The 20,865-nt window shown below is 69.9% G+C and carries 16 protein-coding genes and 1 pseudogene; 8 read left to right on the plus strand and 9 right to left on the minus strand.

Features of this window, described 5'->3' with window-relative positions:
• Nucleotides 1-137 precede the first annotated feature (137 nt).
• The 3 genes and pseudogenes from aave2166 to BLR99_RS20005 all read right to left on the minus strand — a co-directional run bounded on the left by aave2166 (nt 138) and on the right by BLR99_RS20005 (nt 3,269).
• Nucleotides 138-1,199, minus strand: a pseudogene (gene aave2166 / locus BLR99_RS19995) (type III secretion system YopJ family effector Aave2166).
• A gap of 257 nt (nt 1,200-1,456) precedes the next feature.
• Nucleotides 1,457-2,278 (minus strand): enoyl-CoA hydratase, encoded by an 822-nt coding sequence (locus BLR99_RS20000; RefSeq protein WP_017438898.1) that lies wholly within the window; start codon nt 2,276-2,278, stop codon nt 1,457-1,459.
• Between the two features lie 34 nt (nt 2,279-2,312).
• Nucleotides 2,313-3,269 carry a histone deacetylase family protein gene (locus tag BLR99_RS20005; RefSeq protein WP_011795278.1) on the minus strand — a complete coding sequence of 319 codons (957 nt, stop codon included), beginning with the start codon at nt 3,267-3,269 and terminating at the stop codon, nt 2,313-2,315.
• Between the two features lie 42 nt (nt 3,270-3,311).
• Here BLR99_RS20005 and BLR99_RS20010 point away from each other — a divergent pair, with 42 nt between their 5' ends.
• From BLR99_RS20010 to BLR99_RS20030, 5 genes are all read left to right on the plus strand, one after another.
• Nucleotides 3,312-4,232: an AAA family ATPase gene (locus tag BLR99_RS20010; protein ID WP_011795277.1), complete on the plus strand. Its 921-nt coding sequence runs from the start codon at nt 3,312-3,314 to the stop codon at nt 4,230-4,232.
• A gap of 226 nt (nt 4,233-4,458) precedes the next feature.
• Nucleotides 4,459-5,478 (plus strand): DUF58 domain-containing protein, encoded by a 1,020-nt coding sequence (locus BLR99_RS20015; RefSeq protein WP_011795276.1) that lies wholly within the window; start codon nt 4,459-4,461, stop codon nt 5,476-5,478.
• 49 nt (nt 5,479-5,527) lie between these two features.
• On the plus strand, nt 5,528-7,582 hold the full coding sequence (locus BLR99_RS20020; RefSeq protein ID WP_046059652.1) for a transglutaminase TgpA family protein: 2,055 nt from the start codon (nt 5,528-5,530) through the stop codon (nt 7,580-7,582).
• 51 nt (nt 7,583-7,633) lie between these two features.
• Complete coding sequence (mltB, locus tag BLR99_RS20025; RefSeq protein ID WP_011795274.1) at nt 7,634-8,719, plus strand: lytic murein transglycosylase B; 1,086 nt, start codon at nt 7,634-7,636, stop codon at nt 8,717-8,719.
• Between the two features lie 251 nt (nt 8,720-8,970).
• Complete coding sequence (locus tag BLR99_RS20030) at nt 8,971-10,167, plus strand: NnrS family protein (protein WP_082081927.1); 1,197 nt, start codon at nt 8,971-8,973, stop codon at nt 10,165-10,167.
• Nucleotides 10,168-10,228: 61 nt separating this feature from the next.
• Here BLR99_RS20030 and BLR99_RS20035 read toward each other — a convergent pair whose 3' ends face one another.
• Entirely contained in the window at nt 10,229-11,770 is a 1,542-nt protein-coding gene (locus tag BLR99_RS20035) for an MFS transporter (RefSeq protein WP_048857336.1), read from the minus strand.
• A gap of 106 nt (nt 11,771-11,876) precedes the next feature.
• Here BLR99_RS20035 and BLR99_RS20040 point away from each other — a divergent pair, with 106 nt between their 5' ends.
• Together BLR99_RS20040 and BLR99_RS20045 are read left to right on the plus strand one after the other, a co-directional pair.
• The gene (locus BLR99_RS20040) at nt 11,877-12,419 is read left to right on the plus strand and encodes a TetR/AcrR family transcriptional regulator (protein ID WP_017440011.1); all 543 of its coding nucleotides are present in this window, start codon (nt 11,877-11,879) and stop codon (nt 12,417-12,419) included.
• Between the two features lie 264 nt (nt 12,420-12,683).
• The gene (locus BLR99_RS20045) at nt 12,684-14,264 is read left to right on the plus strand and encodes a choice-of-anchor Q domain-containing protein (protein WP_048857335.1); all 1,581 of its coding nucleotides are present in this window, start codon (nt 12,684-12,686) and stop codon (nt 14,262-14,264) included.
• A 61-nt stretch (nt 14,265-14,325) separates the two neighbouring features.
• Here the strand turns inward: BLR99_RS20045 and BLR99_RS20050 are convergent, their stop codons facing one another.
• From BLR99_RS20050 to BLR99_RS20060, 3 genes are all read right to left on the minus strand, one after another.
• The gene (locus BLR99_RS20050; protein ID WP_228195435.1) at nt 14,326-15,120 is read right to left on the minus strand and encodes a hypothetical protein; all 795 of its coding nucleotides are present in this window, start codon (nt 15,118-15,120) and stop codon (nt 14,326-14,328) included.
• A 308-nt stretch (nt 15,121-15,428) separates the two neighbouring features.
• Complete coding sequence (locus BLR99_RS20055) at nt 15,429-16,784, minus strand: branched-chain amino acid ABC transporter substrate-binding protein (protein WP_048857334.1); 1,356 nt, start codon at nt 16,782-16,784, stop codon at nt 15,429-15,431.
• Between the two features lie 139 nt (nt 16,785-16,923).
• The gene (locus tag BLR99_RS20060; protein WP_046059655.1) at nt 16,924-17,787 is read right to left on the minus strand and encodes a DUF2242 domain-containing protein; all 864 of its coding nucleotides are present in this window, start codon (nt 17,785-17,787) and stop codon (nt 16,924-16,926) included.
• A 247-nt stretch (nt 17,788-18,034) separates the two neighbouring features.
• Between BLR99_RS20060 and BLR99_RS20065 the strand changes: the two genes are divergently transcribed.
• Entirely contained in the window at nt 18,035-18,409 is a 375-nt protein-coding gene (locus BLR99_RS20065) for an Hsp20/alpha crystallin family protein (RefSeq protein WP_017439530.1), read from the plus strand.
• Between the two features lie 104 nt (nt 18,410-18,513).
• Here BLR99_RS20065 and tsaD read toward each other — a convergent pair whose 3' ends face one another.
• On the minus strand, nt 18,514-19,560 hold the full coding sequence (gene tsaD, locus BLR99_RS20070) for a tRNA (adenosine(37)-N6)-threonylcarbamoyltransferase complex transferase subunit TsaD (RefSeq protein ID WP_046059656.1): 1,047 nt from the start codon (nt 19,558-19,560) through the stop codon (nt 18,514-18,516).
• Between the two features lie 72 nt (nt 19,561-19,632).
• Nucleotides 19,633-20,796, minus strand: coding sequence for a branched-chain amino acid ABC transporter substrate-binding protein (locus BLR99_RS20075; protein ID WP_046059758.1), 1,164 nt, complete (start codon nt 20,794-20,796; stop codon nt 19,633-19,635).
• Nucleotides 20,797-20,865: the final 69 nt, after the last annotated feature.

The following is a 20,865-nucleotide window of genomic DNA, read 5'->3' on the forward strand; positions in this document are numbered from 1 at the left end:
CGACGGCATCTCCAATGCCGCGGCGACCGCATCGAATACGCAGCCTCGGGCTGCTTGATCGACGCGACAACTACCTTGACATGCTCCGCGTCCTTTAACGCTGCGGCGCACTCGTTCCCGCCATGCCCATCAGACAATCATTCGATAGCTTTTCTGATTTTTCTCAAACGTGACGCTTCGATCGACATGCTGTATGCCATTTCTCCTCGATCCACACGGAAATTTTCCACCCGCTCGGAAAGCGTTTCCCGGGGATTATCATTCCCGGTGCTGACATTTCGATCCGATATGTCAGGCTGATTCCCCAAAACCTCAGAAATAGTTGACCTGGCGTGCGAATGTTTGAAAAAAACCGGAGGCAAAAATGTCGTGCCGTCTATAAATTCAATATTCTGATGCAATTGAGATTTATTTTCATCGGATGCAAAACATCTGTAATGCCCACGAAGCCTTTCATGCAGACCATCGATCACATCATCCCGCTGATAGGCACACAGGGCGAGATTCAAAGAAAAAATAATGCAGTCGTAATGCGACTTCTGGGCCCCCAACTGCACGACCGCCATATCGCCGTTTTCTCCGAGATATTTCTGAATATTCCTGCCCAGCGGTTCGTATCCGGCCAGCATCGTTATCTTCCCGTCTGACCTCATTCCATAGCCAATTGCCGGCTCCAACACCACCGCCGTGCGCTTCCCATCCTGCAAACGAACATCGATGGCCACATGATGCAAGCTATGGGGGCTCAACTGCACGAGGGATCGCCACACCGGCTTTTCGGAAGTCATGAAATCCGAGAAAAACGCCTGAGCGGAATCATGACAAATCAGCTTGAGATCGGGGAAGCGGGTGTTGTATGCATCGGCCAGGTATTGCTTGTTTTGCACATCCAGATCCGTCATGTCTGACGTACTGCCGATTTTTGCTGCTGTCAATGCGGCCTAGGCATATGCCCGCAGGTCCGAAGGAGTGTTTTCCGCACGGTTCAGTGCTTCGCGCAAAGCTATTGCCTTCTGACGGGGACGCTCTGGCAGAAACCCGAATTCTCCATTTCCAGCAGTTCTTGACGACAGGCCGGAGAGTGCTCCGGAGTTTCCGTGGGCGGAACTCGACGATCCTGCAGACGTGGATCCTCGTCCGGATGCAGTGTTATCTCTTCGGCCGTGCGCACCGATCGGCCCAGCAGAAGTCCAACACAAGAGTCGATAGAATAATCAAAACAATTATTCCTACCCAACCCAGGATGGCAACCCTGAATCCGAATCAGTTAAAGAGAGCACGAAATCATTAGCTTCGACCTGGATGCAACAGGGCGACGATTTGCTCCCGCAAACAAACTGGGGAGAGTATTACCACTCTACGCATGGGACACACTGGCCGCATCCGACACGTCATGAATGCATCCCGCAGCAGCAGGAGGAATGCTGGAGCCGCTTATCGATAGTGAAGCGCAACCTCACTCAGGCCTGTGCGACGCCTCGCTCGTGGCTTTCCAGGCCGGCTCCCGTTTCTCGGCGAACGCGCGCGCACCTTCCTGCGCGGCCTCGTCCATCATGTTCGTCGCCATGGCCTGCCCGGCGAGCTGGTAGGCCGCTTCCACGCCGAGTTCGCGCTGCTGGTAGAAGAGCGCCTTGCCCATCGCCACCGCGGCGCGGGGCTTGCCGAGAATCGAGCACACGAGCGAGTCCACCGCGTCGTCCAGTGCCTCGGCCGGCACGACGCGGTTCACCAGGCCTTCGGCCAGTGCGGTGCGCGCGTCGATGAAGTCGCCGGTGAGCAGCATCTCCATGGCGCGTTTCGCCGGCACGTTGCGCACCAGCGGCACGCTGGGCGTGGAGCAGAAAAGGCCGTAGTGGATGCCGCTGGTGGCGAAGCGCGCTCCTTCGGCCGCCACGGCCAGGTCGCACTGCGCGACCAGCTGGCAGCCCGCCGCGGTGGCGATGCCCTGCACGCGCGCGATCACCGGCACGGGCAGGCGCTGGATCGACACCATCGTGCGGCTGCACTGCGCGAAGAGGCGCCTGTACCAGGCGGCGTCGGGGTGCGCGGCCATGTCCTTGAGGTCGTGGCCGGCGCAGAAGGCCTTGCCCTGCGCGGCCAGCACCACCACGCGGGCCTGCGGGTCCTGCGCGACCGCATCGAGCGCCTGCTGCAGCGCGGCGAGCATGGCGTCGCCGAGCGCATTCAGCCGCGCCGGATCGGCCAGCGTGAGGGTGACGACGCCGCGGGCATCGCGCGCGGTGTGGAGCAAGGCAGCGGAAGCGGAAGATTCGGTCATGGCGGGCGGTGGGGAGGTTGCGGGCCGGCCCGTGTCAGAGGTCGGCCAGGACGCGCACGTGGGCTTCCACGCTGCGCGCGAGGGCATCCATCACGTAGCCGCCCTCCAGGCAGGAGACGATGCGGCCCTTGGAATAACGGCGGGCGATGTCCTTGATGCGCTGCGTGATCCAGGCGTAGTCCTGCTCGGTGAGGCCGAGCTGGCCCATGTCGTCGTCGCGGTGGCCGTCGAAGCCGGCCGAGACGAAGATCATCTCGGGCTTGAAGGCCTCCAGCCGCGGGATCCAGAGCATCTCGATCAGCTCGCGGATGTCCATGCCGCGCGTGTAGGCGGCCACGGGCACGTTGAGCATGTTGGGCGCCGGGTCCTTGTCGCCGCTGAACGGGTAGAACGGATGCTGGAAGATGCCGACCATCAGCGCGCGCGGGTCGTTCGCGAGGATGTCCTCGGTGCCGTTGCCGTGGTGCACGTCGAAATCCACCACCGCGACACGCTGCAGCTTGTGGCGCTGGAGCGCATACCGGGCCGCGATCGCGACATTGTTGAAGAAGCAGAAGCCCATGGCCTTGCTGCGCGTGGCGTGGTGCCCGGGCGGTCGCACGCAGCAGAAGGCGTTTTCCAGCTCGCCCGCGATGACGGCATCGGTGGCGGCCAGGGCCGCGCCCGCGGCCCGCAGCGCGGCCGGCCAGGTGTGGGGGTTGATGGAGGTGTCCGGATCGACCTGCGCATGGGCGGGGCCGCCGGCCAGGATCTCTTCCGCGAGCCGGTCGGACAGGCCGCGCAGCGCGGCCACGTGCATGCGGTCGTGTGCCAGTTCGACGTCGGCCAGCGAGGCCTCGGGCGCCTCGAAGCGCTCGAGCGCGTCGGCCACGCCGGTGGCCAGCAGCCGGTCCTCGATGGCGTCCAGCCGCCCCGGGCATTCCGGGTGTCCCGGTCCCATCTCGTGCTTCCAGCATTCGCGGTGCGTGAAATAGCCTGTGCCGCCCACCATGAATCCCTTGTCTCTGGTTTTTTTCGGATAACTTCGGGTCTCATGAATACACAGCACAAGATCCGGTCGCTTCTGGATCAGCTTAACACGGTGATCGTGGGCAAGAAGCCGCAGGTCCAGGACTGCGTGGCCTGCCTGCTGGCCGGCGGACACCTGCTGATCGAGGACGTGCCGGGCGTCGGCAAGACCACCCTGGCCCATGCGCTGGCGCGCACCTTCGGGCTGCAGTTCTCGCGGGTGCAGTTCACGGCCGACCTGATGCCCAGCGACCTGACGGGTGTCTCCGTGTACGAGCGCGGCCGCGAGTCGTTCGTGTTCCATCCCGGCCCGGTGTTCGCGCAGGTGCTGCTGGCCGACGAGATCAACCGCGCCAGCCCCAAGACGCAGAGCGCGCTGCTGGAGGCCATGGAAGAGAAGCAGGTCACGGTGGAGGGCGAGACGCGCGCCCTGCCCCATCCGTTCTTCGTGATCGCCACGCAGAACCCGCACGACCAGCTCGGCACCTTCGCCCTGCCGGAGAGCCAGCTCGACCGTTTCCTCATGCGCATTTCCATCGGCTACCCCGACCGCGCGGCCGAGCGGCAGCTGCTGGCCGGCGGCGACCGCCGCGACATGGTGGAAGGCATGCTGCCGCTGCTCTCGCCCGGGGAACTCGAATCGCTGCAGCAGCAGGTGCTGGCGGTGCATGCGGCCGAGCCGCTGCTCGACTATGTGCAGGACCTGATCGCCGCGACGCGCTCGGGGCGCTGGTTCCTGCAGGGTTTGTCGCCACGCGCGGGCATCGCGCTCATCCGCGCGGCCAAGGCGCAGGCACTGATCGCCGGCCGCGACTACGTGGCGCCCGACGACGTGCAGGCCGTGCTGCCGCAGACCATCGCCCACCGGCTCGTGCCCGTGGGCGACGCCGGCCGGGGCGCGGCGGAGCAGGTGGTGGCGATGGTGGAAGCCATCCCGTTGAAATGAAGGGACACCCCCCTGAGCGGCTGCGCCGCTTCCCCCCGCTCTCTCCGTGCTGCGCACGGCGGGCAGGAGGACGGCGCCGGTGGCCCGGCAAAGCCGGTTCCACGGCGTCTGCTGGCTTGGCCTGCTCCGCGGCCACTCGACGGGTGAAGGCCGCGCGGCTTTCAAGCGGCGGGCACGTAGCGTGCCAAGCGTGTCATGGGCATAGCGCATCTCCGGAGGTACAGGCATGACATCCGCTGCGGGCGATGCCCTACCGCGTACGGTATCGCCGCGGAACCCTGTCACCGCGCTCCGCGGGCGGCTGCAGCGCTGGTGGCAGGCGCGGCTGCCGCGCACGGACACCACGCTGCTCACGCAGCGCAATGTGTACATCCTGCCGACGGGCGCTGGGTGGATGCTGGCGCTCACGCTGCTGGTGCTGCTGGTGGCGTCGATCAATTTCCAGCTCAACCTGGGCTACCTGCTCACCTTCCTGCTGGCCGGCAGCGCGGTGGCGGGCATGCACGTGTGCCATGCCACGCTGCGCGGGCTGACGCTGCACCTGCTGCCGCCGGAGCCGTGCTTCCTGGGGCAGAGCGCGGTGTTCGAGATCCAGCTGTCGAGCACGCGCAAGTCGCCGCGCCACGGCATCGCGCTGGCGGTGCATGGCGGCGGTGCGCCGCACTGGGCCTGGGCGGACGTGCCAGCGCAGGGCACGGCTACCGTGCAGGTGGCCTTCCAGCCGCAGCGCAGGGGCCTGCACGACGTGCCGCTGCTCACGGCCGAGACGCGTTTCCCGCTGGGCACGTTCCGGGTGTGGACGCTTTGGCGACCGGCCGCGCAGGTGCTGGTCTATCCGCGTCCCGAGCTGCCGCCGCCGCCCCTTCCGGCTGGCGAGCCGAGCGCAGGCGGCGCCGGCAGCGCGCCGGCCCAGGGCATCGGCGAGTTCGACGGCGTGCGCGCCTACCGGCGTGGGGATCCGCTCAAGCTCGTGGTCTGGAAGAAGGCCGCGCGGTCGATCGCCACCGGCACGGACGACCTCGTGAGCCGCGACGCGCAGCAGACGCGGCGGCAGGAACTGTGGCTCGACATGGCGCTCACCAGCCTCAGCGATCCCGAGGCCCGCATCTCCCGCCTCGCGTCCTGGGTGCTGCAGGCCGAGCGGCTGGGCCTGGATTACGGCCTGCGCCTGCCTTCCGGTGAAATCGTCCAGGGCAGCGGACCGGCGCACGAGCGGCGCTGCCTGGAGGCGCTCGCACTGTGCTGAACCCGGCCCATCTTCCCGCGCCGGACCGCACCCCGGAGGGCGCCATCCCATGACCGCGCTGCGCAAGACGTTCTCGAACCTGCCGCGCGAGACGCGCGACACGCTCTTCCTGCTCGCCACGGTGGGCTGGGTCGTGCTGCCGCTGGCGCCCTACCTGCCCGCGTGGACCACGGGGCTCGCCGCCGCCGTGCTGGTCTGGCGCGGCGTGCTGGCGCTGCGCGGCCGCCCGCAGCCGGGCCGCTGGCAACTGGGCGTGCTGCTGGCCGCATCGGTCGCGCTCACGGTGGTGTCGCACGGCACCATCGTCGGCCGCGACGCGGGCGTCACGCTCATCGTGATGCTGCTCGCGCTCAAGACGATGGAAGTGCATGCCCGGCGCGACGCCATGGTGCTCTTCTTCCTGGGCTTCTTCACGATGCTCAGCAATTTCTTCTTCTCGCAATCGCTCGCCACGGCCGCCGCGATGCTGGTCGCGCTGCTGGGCCTGCTGACCGCCCTGGTCAATGCCCACATGCCGGTGGGCCGGCCGCCGCTGTCCGTGCCGCTGCGGCTGGCGGGGCGCATGGCGCTGCTGGGCGCGCCCGTCATGCTCGCGCTGTTCCTGCTGTTCCCGCGCATGGCGCCGCTCTGGGGCATGCCCAGCGAGAACCCGACGGGCCGCAGCGGGCTGTCGGGCCGCATGGAGATCGGCAACGTGGCCTCGCTCGCGCTCGACGACGGCATCGCGCTGCGCGTGCGCTTCGAGACACCAGGCGGCGAGCCGCCGCCGCAGAGTGCGCTGTATTTCAGGGGGCCGGTGTTCTCGGCCTTCGATGGGCGCGAATGGTTCGCCTTCGGGCAGCCGGGCGCTCCGGCGGCTTCCTGGCGGCCACCCGCTCCCGCGGCGCTGCAGGTGGAGGGCGAGCCGCTGCGCTACGAAGTCACGCTGGAGGCACTGCGCGTGCCCTGGCTGCTCACGCTCGATGCCGCGCCCGAGTCGCCCGTGCTGCCGCCGGGCCTGCGCGCGTCGATGGCGCCCGAACTCTCCTGGGTCGCGAGCCGCCCCATCAACGAGGTGCTGCGCTACCGCGCCGCCAGCTACCCGCGCTTCACGCACGGCCCGATGGAGAACTCTCCGAGGCTGCGCCCGTACCTGGAACTGCCCGAGGGTTTCGATCCGCGCACGCGCGACCTCGCCCGCCGGATGCTGGCGGAGCCGGCCGTCGCCGCAGGCGGCGCTCCGGCTTTCGTGCAGGCCGCGCTGGAGCGGCTGCGCACGGGCGGCTACAGCTATACGCTGGAGCCGGGCGTCTATGCCGAGCACACCGCCGATACGTTCTGGTTCGACCAGAAAGCGGGCTTCTGCGAGCACATCGCGTCGGCCTTCGCGGTGCTGCTGCGCGCGGCCGGCGTCCCGGCGCGCATCGTGACGGGCTACCAGGGCGGCGAGATGAACGGAGTGGACGGCTACTGGACCGTGCGCCAGGCCGATGCCCATGCCTGGACCGAAGTCTGGCTGGCAGGACAAGGCTGGGTACGCGTGGACCCGACCGGGGCCGTCTCGCCGGCCCGCATCGGCAACTTCCAGCGCCTGCAGGCGCCGCGCGGGGTGTTCGGCAATGCGGTGGATACCGTCATCGGCCGCGGCATCGCCGCCCGCGCGCGCGCCGTGTGGGAGGCCGTCAACAACCGCTGGAACCAGTGGGTGCTCAACTACACGCAGAGCCAGCAGCTGGATCTGCTCAAGGCCCTGGGCATCGCGTCGCCCGACGCGCAGGACCTGGCCCGCGTGCTCGGTGCCCTGGCCGCCGCCGCGGCGCTGGCCGGCGTCGGCTGGAACCTGTGGGAACGCCGCCGGCAGGACCCCTGGCTGCGCCTGCTGGAGCGGGCACGCCGGCGGCTCGCGCGCGCCGGCCTGCCCCTGCCCGGCCACCTGCCACCGCGCGCCATGGCCCAGCAGGCACGCGACCGATTCGGGGAGTCCGCCGAACCGGCCGCCAGCTGGCTGCTGCGCATGGACCAGGCGCGTTACGCTCGCCACTCCGATGCCACGCTGGCGGCCCTGCGACGGGAGCTGCGCGGCCTGCGCTGGCCCTCGTCCGGCCCCCCTTCTGCGCAGCACTGATCCCGGGCCAGGCCCGCCGCCGTTTTCCTGTACTCGACCCTGCCTTCCGCGATGCCTTTCGCCCGTTCCACCGCCCTTCTCGTCCTCGCCTGCGCCGCCACGATGGTCCTGCCGCCGGCCGCCATGGCCCAGAAACCCGCCAGGAAGAAGGAGAAGCAGGCCGTCCCGGAGGTGCTCTACGCGCAGCGTCCCGAGGCCTTGCGCTTCGCCGACGACCTGGCCGAGCGCCGCGGCCTGGACCGCGAGTGGGTGCGGCAGGCCATCGGGCAGGCGCGGTTCCTGCCGCAGGTGCCGCGCCTCATGCTGCCGGCGCCCAGGGGCACCGCCAAGAACTGGGCCGCCTACCGCGCCCGGTTCGTGGAGCCGGTGCGCATCCGCGCGGGCGTGCGCTTCTGGAACGAGCATGCCGACACGCTGGCGCGCGCCGAGCGCGAATACGGCGTGCCGGCCTCGATCATCGTCGGCATCCTGGGCGTGGAGACGCTCTACGGGCAGCACATGGGCAGCTTCCGCGTGATGGACGCGCTCGCCACGCTGGCCTTCGATTTTCCGGCCGCGCACCCGCGCGCCACGGAGCGGCAGGCCTTCTTCCGGGGCGAATTGGAGCAGTTCCTGAGCCTGGCCGACCGCACGGGCACCGATCCCTTCGTCCTGCGCGGCAGCTACGCGGGCGCCATGGGCATGGGCCAGTTCATGCCTACCAGTTGGGCACGCTGGGCGGTGGATTTCGACGGCGACGGCCGCATCGACCTGTTCAACAGCACTGCCGACGCGATCGGCTCGGTCGCCAACTACTTCCAGGCCCACGGCTGGGTGAGCGGGCTGCCCACGCATTACGCCGTGGCCTTCGACGACAACGGCCTGCGCCTGCCCGAACTGCTCGCGCCCGACATCCTGCCCACGTTCACCGCCGCCGGGATGCAGGAGCGCGGCGCCCGCCCCCTGCCGGCGGACGGCGCCGCCACGCAGCCCGACGCCGCCGGCCCCCTGGCGCTGATCGAGTTGCAGAACGGCAACGCCCCGGCCGCATACGTGGCCGGCACGCGCAATTTCTACGTGGTCACGCGCTACAACTGGTCGAGCTATTACGCGATGGCGGTGATCGATCTCGGGCAGGAAGTGTCGGCGGCGCGGTAGCGCGCTGCGCATGCGCGGGACGGCATCGGGTCTCTGACCTGCATCAAGGCCCATGGATTTCGCGCCCCCCCTCGGGCCTGCGTCATCCAAAATAGATTCACGTTTGATGAATCTTTAAAGCTGCGCAGCCTTTCGGGCGGTCGAGGCACTCGCGCCGGACGCGTTGGCCGTGTCCGCCACTTCGGCTCCCTGCTCCCACGGGGCGGCCCCGCTGCACGGCATTTCTTTCGCATCCAGAAGGACTGCCTGCCATGGCCACGCTGCTCACCATCGAAGACCCCCCGCGCACGCCCCACCGCGGCCCCTCGCTGTCCGCGCTGTTCGCGCTCGGCTTCCGCCCCTTCTACCTGCTGGCGACGGCCTTCGCGGCCATCTCCGTGCCGCTGTGGGCGCTGCAGTTCTCCGGCTGGCTGGGCCACCCCTACCTCGCGGGGCCGCTCTGGCATGCGCACGAAATGCTGTTCGGCTTCGCGCTCGCGGTGATCGTGGGCTTCCTGTTCACCGCAGGCCGCAACTGGACGGGCCAGCCCACGCCCGCCGGCGCGGGCCTGGCGGCGCTGGTGGCGCTCTGGCTGGCGGCGCGCGTGCTGGTGCTCACGCCTTTCGCGGCGGCCGCGGCCTGGGCGAACGTCGCTTTCCCCCTGGCGGCGGCCGTCGCGCTGGCCGTGCCGCTCGCACGTGCGCGCAACCGTCGCAACTACTTCTTCGCGGGCCTGCTGGCGATGATGGCCGCGGCGGCGGCGTGCATCCACTTCGCGCCGGCCGGCACGGGCACTTTGCCCTGGCGCGGCGTGCAGCTGGCGCTGGACGCGGTGCTGTTCATCCTCTGCGTCATGGGAGGGCGGGTGATACCGATGTTCACGCAGAACGGCGTGCCCGGCACCCTGCCGCGCCGCCATGCGCGGCTGGAGCAGGCCGCGCTGAGCGCCGTGCTCGCGCTCATGGCGGCCGATGCCGCGGGCGTGGCGGGCCTGCCGCTCGCGGCGCTGGCGGCCGTCGCCGCCGTCCTGCACGCCTGGCGCTGGTGGCTCTGGCAGCCATGGAGCACGCGCCGCGCACCCCTGGTCTGGATACTCCACGCGGGCTATGCCTGGGTGCCCGTGCACCTGCTGCTGCGCGCCCTGGCCGCCGCCGGTGCGGTGGCGCCCACGCTGGCCACCCACGCGCTCACCGTCGGCGCCGTGGGCGGCCTCGTCGTCGGCATGGTCACGCGCACGGCGCGCGGCCACACGGGCCGGCCGCTGCGCGCAGACCGGTGGGAGACGGCCTGCTACGCGCTGGTGCTGATCGCAGCGCTCGTGCGCGTCGCCTGGCCACTGGCCGCGCCGGCCCACCTGCTGCACGCGGTGCTGGCCTCGGCCGTGCCGTGGTCGGCCGGGTTCGGGCTGTATGCGGTGCGCTACTGGCCCGCCCTCTCCCGCCCGCGCCTGGACGGCCGGCCGGGTTGAGCGCGGGAGCGCCGCGCCCACCCTTTCCGCAGCGGCCACGTGCTCCGACGGGTGCGGCGCCTCAGTGCCCGCCCGCCGCAGCTCCCGGCCCGCCACGATAGCCGGCCAGCAGGATGAACACGGCCACGGCCAGCAGGCCGATCAGCGCCGCGGAGGTGTTCAGCAGCACCCGATGGGCGACCGAGAAGGCTGCCTGCCCGGCCCCGATCAGCGCGGCCGCCGGCCCCTCCGCCAGTTGCTGCGCGACCACGTAGGCATCGCCGATCGACCGGGCCGCCTGGACGGCGAGCGGCGGCGCGAGATCCGGCGGCAGCGCGATCGCATGGCTGAACACGACAGACATGAACACCCCGAACAGGGTGATGCCCAGGCCGCTGCCCAGCTCGTAGCCGGTGGCCTCCAGCGCCCCGGCCGCGCCGGCCCGGTCCGCCTCGACCGACCCCATGATCGCGATGGACGACGCCGTCAGCCCCACGCTCAGCGCCAGCCCGAGCAACGCCAGCGCCGCGGCCACGGGCACGCCGCCCTCGTGGAAATCCGCCCGGGCCAGGTAGGCCAGGGCCGCGCCGGACACCGCCAGCGACAGGCTGGCGACCCGGCGCAGGCCGAAGCGGTTCGACAGGGTGCCCGCCAGAGGGCCGCCCACGGCCGCCGCGGCCATGATCGGCACCATGAAGAGGCCGGCCTGCAGCGGGCTCTTGCCCAGCACGTATTGCAGTTCCTGCGCCAGCGTCAGTTCCACGCCGGCCAGGGCGCCGCTCGCGACGACCGCCATGGCGATGCCGGCGAGGATCGCGGGGCGCGAGAACAGCGACAGATCCAGCATCGGCGCCGCCGAGCGCAGCTGCAGGCGCGCGAACACCGCCAGCAGGGCCGCCCCCGCCGCCAGCGCCGATATCGCCACGGCCGGCGGCTGCCCGCCCCCGAAGCCCGACTTGAGGCCGTACACCGCGGCGATCATGCCCGCGATCAACAGCAGCGCCTGCCCGGCAGGCCACCGGCCGGCCGCCGTGCGCTCCGGCCGCGGCAGCAGCAGGAACACGGCCGGGAACACGACCAGCATCACCGGCACGTTGATGAGGAACGCAGCGCCCCACCAGAAATGCTCCAGCAGCGCCCCGCCGACCAGCGGCCCCACGGCAGCCCCGGCCGCGCCCACGGTGCCCCAGAGGCCCAGCGCCATCGCGCGCTCCCGTTCATCCTCGAACGTGCGGCGGATGATGCCCAGCACGCAGGGCATGATCATCGAGCCGCCCAGCGCGAGCAGCACGCGCGCCGCGATCAGCAGCGCCGGACTGGGCGCGAATGCCGCCAGCAGGGATGCGAGGCCGAAGACCGCCAGGCCCGCGAGCAGCAGCCGCCGGTGGCCGGTACGGTCCGCCAGCGTCCCCATGGGCACCAGCAGGCCCGCCATGAGCAGCGGATAGATGTCGATGATCCAGAGCACCTGCGTGCCCGATGCGCTCAGTGCCAGCGTCAGCGACGGCACGGCGATGTGCAGGATCGTCATGTCGATCACCACCGGCAGGAAGGCCAGCATCACGGCGGCCAGGACCAGCCACCGCTGCGCGGAGGACGTGGAAGGAGAAGACAACGCGGACATGCACCACCCGGATGAAACGCAATGCCGTGGAATATAAATACATACGTATTTATTTCAACCCAAGCCCCCCGGATTCCAGGGCACAATGCCGTCCGAAACGCCAGCCATGGGCAGAAAACCGACCATCACCCGCGACAGACTGCTCGACCTCGCGCAGCAGATCGTCCGCGCCGAGGGCGCCAGGGGCCTCACCATCGACGCGCTGGCCAGGGCCGCCGGCATTTCCAAGGGAGGCGTTCAATACTCCTTCGCCTCCAAAGAGGACCTCGTCCGCGGCCTGGTCGCGCGCTGGACGCAGGCGTTCGACGAAGCGATGGCTGCGCAGGACACCGGCACCTCCGCCCTCGGCTTCGTCCGCGGCTACATCGGCGCCATGCGGTCCTCCGATGCCGCCACGGACGCGAAAATGGCGGGCCTGCTCATCGCCTATCTCCAGGACCCCGACAACCTGCGCGACATGCGCACGTGGTACGAAGAAGTCCTGGCGCGCCTGGGCGGCCCCACGCTCCAGGCGCGCGCGGCCCGCGTCGCCTTCCTGGCCGTGGAAGGACTGTTCCTGCTGAGGATCGGCGGCATCGACGACAGCGCGCGCTGGTTGGCCCTGCTGGACGATATCGACGCCCTGCTCGGCCAGGTCACCGGCCCCTGAGGGTTCCCAGCTCTTCTGTAAGCAGCTGTGCGCGGCACGCGGCGGGAACGCCCCGCGATGGCATCCAGCCGGCCGCGGTGTCCCCGGCAGCGTGCGGAAACGGCGCCATGCAGCCCGGCAAGGCGGCCGAACACGCACTTACAAGGCCTCCCGGATACGGTGCCTATCATCCTCCCGCCTTCCGCGGAGCGGAATCGTGTACAGCGCTTTGCCTCTCCGCCGGCGGGCCAGATCCATATCCAACACCCTCGGGGAGAGAAACACATGCACACACCCATCCACGACCGGGGCCTGCGCGGCCTCGCCAGTACCCTGGCGCTCGCCGCGCTGGCGGCCTGCGGCGGAGGCGGCGGCGCCCCTGCCGAAAACGCGCGCAGCGAACCGGCCAGCGCCGCGGCGCAGACGGCATCCGCCGACGCGAACGCCACGGTCACCGCCGACACCCGGGCCACGGCGGCGGCCTGCGACGCCCCCGCCCCGATGGCCGTGCCGGCCACCGGCACCGTGGTCGGCAATGGCACGCCCCAGAGCTGCACGCTGCAGGCCCTCGCCCAGGCCGTGGAGGCCGGCGGCCATGTCACCTTCGCCTGCGGCAGCGCGCCCGTCACCATCGCCGTCACCCGCGAACTGCGCGCACCGCAGAACACGGTGATCGACGGTGGCAACCTAGTCACCCTGGACGGTGGCGGCAAGAACCGCATCCTCGTTTCCGGTAACAACCGGTCGCTGTCGGTGCGCAACCTGCGCTTCGTCAACGGCGCGGCCGCACCGACCATGGAGGGCGAAGGCATCGGCGGCGCCGTCTCCGGCCCCTACCTGAACCGCATCGAGGTGATCCACAGCACCTTCGAGAACAACACCGCGGGCCGTGGCGGCGGTGCGGTGGGGGTCGGCACCGCCGGCTCGCTGGTGATCGCCGGCAGCACGTTCAAGAACAATGGCGCATGGTATGGCGGCGCGGTGTACAGCCTGCTGTCGCCGCTCACGGTGGTCAATTCGGTCTTCCAGGGCAACAGCGCCAACACCAGCGGCAAGCTCGGCGACGGCGGCGCCATCGGTACCGACGGGGCCTCCGCCAGCCCGAACGATGCACAGGGCGGCGAGGTGCGCATCTGCGGCACGCAGATCACCGGCAACACCGGACGCGGCAACGGCGGCGGCGCCTACCTCTGGGTGTATCCGCCCGACCGCATCACCATCGACCGCACCACCGTGGCCAACAACCATGCGGAACCCAACGGCCGCAACAACCCCGGCACCGGCGGAGGCATGCGCGTGAGCAACGGCGCGATCACCATCCGCAATTCGAGCTTCCTGGCCAACGCCAGCGACGGCAACGGCGGCGCGCTCTACCTGGACTGCGCTCCCAGCTGCGCCATCCGCAACAGCACCTTCCAGGGCAACTCCGCCAAGTCCTACGGCGGGGCCATCTTCGGCGACGGCCACCAGGACAGCAACGTCACCTTCGCCGGCAACAGCGCGGGCGGGCACGGCGGCGCGCTCTTCGGCAAGAACTTCACGCTGCGCAATACCGTGTTCGTGGACAACACCGCCGGCAACCCGTGGAAGCAGGCGATGTCGTGCAACACCACCGGCACGGGCGACCACGTCGTGCAGTGGCAGACGGCTGCGGCCAACGGCGGAGGCGACCGCTGCATCCAGAACGTGACTGCGGCGAACCCGGTGCTGACCGTGCCGGCCGACAACGGCGGCCCCACGCCGACCATGCTGCCCGGCTCCGGCAGCGCCCTGCTGAAAACCGGCGCCGGCTGCGAAACCTCCGACCAGCGCGGTGTGGCGCGCGATACCAGCCGCTGCGACATCGGGGCCGTGGAAGTGCGCTGAACGCGGCCAGGGCCGGGCGCCTGCCCGGCCCTGGTCCAGCAGCCGTATCGCGGCGGGGCGGTCAATGCATGCCCGCGTAATCCTGCTCGTAACGGCCGAAATGGCCCGTGGCCTGGGCGTTGCGCAAGGATTCTTCTTCCGATGCGATGACCGGTTGGATATCTCCATCGGCGGTGATCCGGCTGTACCACGGCCCCGGATTGTCGAGCCCCGCCCGCTGCAGCGACTGCCGCGCCTCGCGGTAGTAGGCCTGGCAATTGCTCACCGAGTTGTATTCGATCCGTTCCACACCCTCAGCATAAGCGCGGGGATGCATGCCCGTCACGGCAGCCTGATGTACGTGCGCAGAGAATGCGCTCGCCAGGGAAGCGTTGGTCAGCTCGAAAGCCACCATGGCCATGGCGTGGGCGCGGCTGCGCGCATTGACCTCTCCCACCACCACGGCACGTCGGCCCCCGTCGAAGTACGCCGTGGCCACCTCGGGATCGATCCGGATGTCCACGGGACCGTCATTCCGGACGGTTGCCATGGTCCGCCGGAAGGTCGGGGAATCCACGAACACCATGAAAAGATCCCGCATCGCCTGGGTGAGCCGCTCGTCGTCCCCGTCATGCCTCAAGGTGGTGGAGCAAAGCGCCTGCCATTCCTGTGCCCGCTGCTGGAGCACGGCGGGCGATGGAAACGGCTGCGAGCCCGCCACTGCGTGCAGGTCGGCGATGCCACTCCACGCCGGAATGTCCCAGGCAGTTCCGGCCGGTGCGCCGTGGAAACCACCTGTCACGGCCCCGTGCCAGGCATCGGTGCCGCCATGGTCGTCCTGCCAGGCTATCGGGCCTCCGTGGCCGGAAGCAGACAACGGTTCTCTCGGCCAATGGGGCTCGGGAGAGGCAGCGCGGTGCGAAAGGGACGGCAACGCCTCGCGCAGCGCATGGGTGGAAAACGAAGAAGAGCCACGGGGCGACGCCGGAGGCGATGCGGCGGAGTTGCCGCGCGCGGCGGTCTGGTGCCGGAAAGCGGCATAGGCCGCGGGATCATAAAAAGCGGGAGAGGTCTGAAAAAAGTCCATCACAGTGAAAGCAGAATGCTACTTTCCCGATCTTCGCGCCCTGCCGGGCGGCCCCGGCAGCGCAGCGCGAATGCCTCTTCAGCCGTGCGAACGGCGTCTCACGGCCGCCGCATCTCGCACCGCGAGGGCATTTCGGCCTGCTCCGCCGCGATCCGCCGCACCACGCGGAACCCGTAGCCCGAACCCTCCACGTCGAACGGCACGCCCGGCGTGCCGGCACGCTCCATCACGCCGACCACCAGGGGCTGCTGGAACTGGTGGTCGGCCGCGCGCATCGCGCCCGCCTGCCCGGCCAGCTGCACACGCGAGCTTTCCATCGCGCGCGCGACGGCGGTGGTGTCGGTCGTGCCGGCGCGCTCCATCGATTCGGCGAGCGATTCGACCATGAGCTGCATGCGCATGTGCACGTAGTCGTCGGCCGGGTTGGGAAACCGCTGGCGGAACGACCGGTAGAAGGTCTCGCTCTCCTTCGTGGGTACATTGGGCAGCCAGTCGGCCACGGCCACGACCTTGCCCACGCCGGCATCGCCCAGCGCCGCCGGCGCGCCCAGGGCATTGCCGTAGAAGGTGTAGAAGGTGCCGGCATAGCCCACCTCGCGCGCGGCCTTGACCAGCAGCGTGAGGTCGTTGCCCCAGTTGCCGGTGACGACGGCCTGTGCGCCGCTGGCCTGGATCTTCACCGCATAGGGGGCGAAATCCTTCACGCGGCCTACGGGATGCAGTTCCTCGCCGAGGATCTTCACGTCCGGCCGCTGCGCGGCCAGCTGGCGCCGCGCCTCGCGCAGCACGGCCTGGCCGAAGCTGTAGTCCTGGCCGATCAGGTACACGCCCTGCAGGCCCTGGTCGGCGCGGATGGCCTGCATCAGGGCCGCCATGCGCATGTCGGCATGGGCATCGAAGCGGAAGTGCCAGAAGCTGCACTTCTCGTTGGTCAGGATGGGATCGACGGCGGAATAGTTCAGGAACAGCACGCGCCGCGCCGGATCGCGCTCGTTGTGCTTGTTGATGGCCTCGATCAGCACCGCGGCCGTGGCCGACGAGTTGCCCTGCAGCACCACGCGCGCGCCGGCATCGATGGCCGCGCGCAGCGCGGACAGCGCCTCCTCGTTCTGGCCCTTGCTGTCGTAGCGCTCCAGCACCAGCGGGCGCACCCCGCCCGCCGCAGCGGGCAGCTTCACGCCGCCGCGGGCATTCACCCGCTCGGTCGCCCAGAGCACATTGCGGTACACGGCCTCTCCCGTGTTGGCGAACGGGCCGGACAGGCTCTCGATCAGCGCGACCCGGATGGGCGCGGCGGCGGGCGGCGGGGCGGAAGCGAAAGGCGTGGAAGCGGTGGCCGCATCGGCCGGCTGCGCTACGCCCAGCATCGCGAGGGCGGCGGCCGCGAGCGCGGCGGCGGCGTGGCGGAGCACGGCAGGTGCCGGGAGCGGAAAGCGGGAAAGGGAAGCGTTCATGGAAGGTGATGGAACGGCGCGAAGGGCGCGAAGGGCGCGAAGGGCGCCGGTGCGGCCGGGGGATCCCGCCGGAACCGCTGTGCCGGGCCGCGGGAGCGGCGCGGGAGCGGGACGGGCGATGCCGCCCCGTCCTGGTCCGTCAGGGATGGATGGAGGGCGGCCCGGAGGGGACCGACGGCGCCGAGGCCGTGGAAGCGGCGGCGGCCGGCGGAGAGGGAAACACGGGATACGGCAGCACCTCGGGCAGCGGGTCGGACGCCGGCGCGCGCTGCGGTGCGACCGGCGCGGTCGTGGCGGGGCCTTCGGCTGGATCCTTGACCTCGCCGGACTCGCGCGCCTCGCGCACCATGGCCTCGGTATCGGGCGTCCTGGGCACCTTCGGCGATGCCTGGCCCACCTCGGTCGGCGCCTCGCGCGGCGGGATGAAGCGGTCGAAGACCTGAAAGAAGCGGTCGTAGAAGCGGGCGTCGGTGACGGTTTCGCTGCCCACCTTCACGAGGGTGTCGTCGCTGGCCGTCACGGGCAGCGAAAGCGAGCCCAGCGCCCCCACGCCGAGGGAGGCCGAATTGTTGATCTTCTTGATGACGTAGCGGTCCTGCAGGGCGCTGGCGAAAACCGCCGTGCGCTGCTTCTCCGGCCCCTCGGAGGCGCAGACGACGCGCATCTCCACCTGGTAGTGGATGTCGGTGGACGGCTGGAAGTACTTGCGGCCGGCCACCACCTCGGCGCTGGCGGTGCCCACGAGGTAGCCCTGGCTCAGCAGCGCGCGGCGGGCGCCTTCGCACACCTTGGCGGGTGGCGCGTCGATGTGGCGCGTGTAGATGCTGGCGCTGGTGTTGAAGTCGTCCGGATCGAAGCGGGACGCCCGGTCCAGGCCCGGCATGGAGTTGGGCACCCCTGTGCAGCCGGTGAGCACGGCGATGGCCGCCGCGGCGGCGGCAAGCAGCGGGCGGGCACCAGGACGGGAATGCGGACGCAGGATGTCTTGAAGGCAAAAAGGCATGGGCTTGGCGGCAGGATTCCTGACCCTGCATTGTGCTGGTTGCGATTTCGCGCGATTGCGCAGGGGTTGTAACCTCTCGCAACACAGGCGGTGCGATTCTGTCGCGGCACGCGGGTTCCCCGCGTGAAAAGCGCCCTTGAAAAGCGCTGCGGGATGCGCATCTGCATCCCAAGCGGCGAACCCGGGCGCCGCGTCCCACAGCGTTCCAGGCGCCCCGTGCGCCGCCCCTTTTTCCAGGAGTTCCGACATGTTCTTCGCCCCCGTCATCCGCCGCACCGCCTATGGCACCCGTCCCGCCGCTCCCGCGGATTTCGCCCTGCAGCGCTTCATGCAGAGCACCCTCGCCAGCCAGGGCACCACGGTGTCGCAGGACGACAAGACCGTGACCCTGCAGATCGACGTTCCGGGCCTGGCCCGCGAACAGCTCAACGTGACCATCGAGGGCCAGCAGGTGCGGCTCGCGAGTGTCGAAGGTGCGCCCCGCCAGGTGCAGCGCGCCTGGGAACTGGCCGACGAGATCGACGCATCCGCCAGTTCCGCCAGGCTCGAGAACGGCGTGCTCACGCTGGTGCTCGCCAAGGTGGTGCCGCAAAGCCGCGCCACGCAGCTCGCCATCGGCTGATCGGCGCTTCCGGCTCCGCCCTCGGTTGTCGCCCTTGCGCCCGTGCCTTCGCTGGCCCGGGCGCTTTTTTGTGCCCGCGTGCCTGCGTACCTGCACAGGGCCCGCTACGCCAGCGCGTCCAGCGGCCAGCGCGGCCTGACATCGAAAGCGTACTCGCGGTTGGGGGCCTCGCGCCCCGCCTGCAGGCGCATGGCGGCGGCCATGGCGATCATGGCGCCGTTGTCGGTGCACAGGTGCAATTCGGGATAGTGCACGCGCACGCCCATGCGGGAGCAGGCGGCGTCCAATTGCGTGCGCAACAGCCGGTTCGCGCCCACGCCACCAGCCACCACCACGCGGCGCAGGCCGGACTGCTGCAGCGCAGCCAGTGTCTTCTTCACGAGCACATCGACGATGGCCGCTTGCGTGCTGGCGGCCAGGTCGGCCTTGCGCGCAGGCAGGTCGTCGCCGAGCTTCTTCGCCTGCGTGAGCACCGCCGTCTTGAGGCCGGCGAACGAGAAATCGAGGTTGCCGCTGTGCAGCAGCGGCCGCGGCAGCTTGAAGGCCGCGTCGTCGCCCTGCTCCGCCAGCCGGGACAGCGCGGGCCCGCCCGGGTATCCCAGGCCCAGCAGCTTGGCGGATTTGTCGAACGCCTCGCCGGCCGCGTCGTCGATGGTCTCGCCCAGCAGCTCGTAGCGGCCCACGCCGTCCACGCGCATCAACTGCGTGTGGCCGCCCGAGACCAGCAGCGCGACGAAGGGGAATTCCGGCGGGTCGGCACTCAGGAAGGGCGACAGCAAATGGCCCTCCAGGTGGTGCACACCCAGCACCGGCCGGTCCAGCGACGCACCCAGGGCGCAGGCCACGCCTGCCCCCACGAGCAGCGCACCGGCCAGGCCCGGCCCGCGCGTGTAGGCCACCACGTCCACCTCCGCGAGGCGGCAGCCCGCCTCGGCCAGCGCGGTCTCGGTCAGTGGCAGCACGCGCCGGATGTGGTCGCGGCTCGCCAGCTCGGGCACCACGCCTCCGTAGGCCTGGTGCATTTCGATCTGGCTGTGCAGGGCATGGGCGAGCAGCGTGGGCACGCTGCCGTCCGCCGGCACGCGCACCAGGGCCACGCCGGTTTCGTCGCAGGAGGATTCGATTCCGAGGATGAGCTGACTCTTGACCATAGGCGCGCAAGTGTAGGCGCCCTGGCCGGCCGCCGCCGCAGCCCGGTCATTGCCGGCCTGCGGCGCCACCGCTCACCACCGGTCGGACCGCATGCGCAGTTCCCACTGGCCCGCGCGCATGCCGTACACGCCGACGGCGCCGTAGCGCTGCTCGCCCTTGTCATCCCACTTCATGGTGCCGGTGACAGGGGCGTAGCCGTTGATGGCGTGGAGCGCCTTCGTGATCTCGCGCGGATCGGCCGACTTGGCCTGCTGGATGGCCGCCGAGAGCACGTAGGTGGCGTCGTAGCTGTAGTGGCCGCCATAGGCCGGCGCCCGCTTGAAGGCGCGGTCATAGCGGTCCAGGAACTGCCGGCCCGCGATGAACTCGCGCGCCTCCAGCACGGGCGAGGTGGCGTAGATGCCGGCCAGCTTGCGGTCGCCCTTGAGCATGTCGGTGGTCTTGATGGTGTCGCCGCCCAGGATGCTGACGCGGGTGTAGTTCGCCTGCACCAGCGCATCGATGAGGGCGAGCACCTGGAAGTCGTTGAGGGTGGTGACGATCACGTCCACGCGCTCCTGCTGGAGCTTGCCGGCCAGTGCCTTGAAGTCGGTGGTCTTGTCGTCGAAGGATTCGCGCACGGAGACCTTGCGCTTGTCCTGCGCGATCTGCGCCGCGGCACCGTCGGCCAGCCCCTTGCCGTACGGCGTGCCGTCGTCGAGCACGGCGTAGCTGGATGCGGACAGCTGCGTGGCGGCGAACGAGCCCATGGCGCGCGCCTGCAGGGCATCGTTCGCGACGAGCCGGAAGGTGCCGGGGAACCCCAGCTCCGTGAAGCGCGGATGGGTGGAGATGGCCAGCTGCGGGATGCCCTGGGCGGCGTAGATGGGTGCGGCCTCGATGCTGACGCCGGAGTTCAGGTGGCCCACCACGGCCACCACGCCCGATTCGACCAGTTGCTGCGCCACGGTCTTGCCGGTGGCGGCGTCCGCGCGATCGTCCTGGGCCACCACCTCCAGGGTGACCCGCTTGCCATCCACCATGAAGCCGGACTGGTTCAGTTCGTCCACCGCCAGCTTCACGCCATTGAGCATGTCCTGCCCCAGCGCCGCGAGCGGGCCCGACAGCGGCTGGGCCACGCCGATCTTCACCGTGTCCGGCACGCGGCTGCAGCCCGCCAGCGACAGCGCTGCGCACGCCATCGCCAGTCCCGCCAGTGCCTCGCGCCGGCCGCCCCGCCCCACCACCCCGTCCATCCCCTGCCTCGTCGTCTTGATCACGGTCGCTCCATCCATTGAGTTCAGTTGATTCCTGGGACGCAAGGT

It is taken from the genome of Paracidovorax citrulli, from assembly GCF_900100305.1.
Classification (GTDB): domain Bacteria; phylum Pseudomonadota; class Gammaproteobacteria; order Burkholderiales; family Burkholderiaceae_C; genus Paracidovorax; species Paracidovorax citrulli.

Bases quoted from the DNA above. Each gene is read 5' to 3' on its own strand.
- BLR99_RS20060 (WP_046059655.1), bottom strand. From the start codon at position 17,787: ATGCCTTTTTGCCTTCAAGACATCCTGCGTCCGCATTCCCGTCCTGGT.
- BLR99_RS20045 (WP_048857335.1), top strand. From the start codon at position 12,684: ATGCACACACCCATCCACGACCGGGGCCTGCGCGGCCTCGCCAGTACC.
- BLR99_RS20055 (WP_048857334.1), bottom strand. From the start codon at position 16,784: ATGAACGCTTCCCTTTCCCGCTTTCCGCTCCCGGCACCTGCCGTGCTC.
- BLR99_RS20065 (WP_017439530.1), top strand. From the start codon at position 18,035: ATGTTCTTCGCCCCCGTCATCCGCCGCACCGCCTATGGCACCCGTCCC.
- BLR99_RS20000 (WP_017438898.1), bottom strand. From the start codon at position 2,278: ATGACCGAATCTTCCGCTTCCGCTGCCTTGCTCCACACCGCGCGCGAT.
- BLR99_RS20010 (WP_011795277.1), top strand. From the start codon at position 3,312: ATGAATACACAGCACAAGATCCGGTCGCTTCTGGATCAGCTTAACACG.
- BLR99_RS20015 (WP_011795276.1), top strand. From the start codon at position 4,459: ATGACATCCGCTGCGGGCGATGCCCTACCGCGTACGGTATCGCCGCGG.
- BLR99_RS20030 (WP_082081927.1), top strand. From the start codon at position 8,971: ATGGCCACGCTGCTCACCATCGAAGACCCCCCGCGCACGCCCCACCGC.
- BLR99_RS20020 (WP_046059652.1), top strand. From the start codon at position 5,528: ATGACCGCGCTGCGCAAGACGTTCTCGAACCTGCCGCGCGAGACGCGC.
- mltB (WP_011795274.1), top strand. From the start codon at position 7,634: ATGCCTTTCGCCCGTTCCACCGCCCTTCTCGTCCTCGCCTGCGCCGCC.
- BLR99_RS20075 (WP_046059758.1), bottom strand. From the start codon at position 20,796: ATGGACGGGGTGGTGGGGCGGGGCGGCCGGCGCGAGGCACTGGCGGGA.
- BLR99_RS20040 (WP_017440011.1), top strand. From the start codon at position 11,877: ATGGGCAGAAAACCGACCATCACCCGCGACAGACTGCTCGACCTCGCG.
- BLR99_RS20005 (WP_011795278.1), bottom strand. From the start codon at position 3,269: ATGGTGGGCGGCACAGGCTATTTCACGCACCGCGAATGCTGGAAGCAC.
- BLR99_RS20035 (WP_048857336.1), bottom strand. From the start codon at position 11,770: ATGTCCGCGTTGTCTTCTCCTTCCACGTCCTCCGCGCAGCGGTGGCTG.
- tsaD (WP_046059656.1), bottom strand. From the start codon at position 19,560: ATGGTCAAGAGTCAGCTCATCCTCGGAATCGAATCCTCCTGCGACGAA.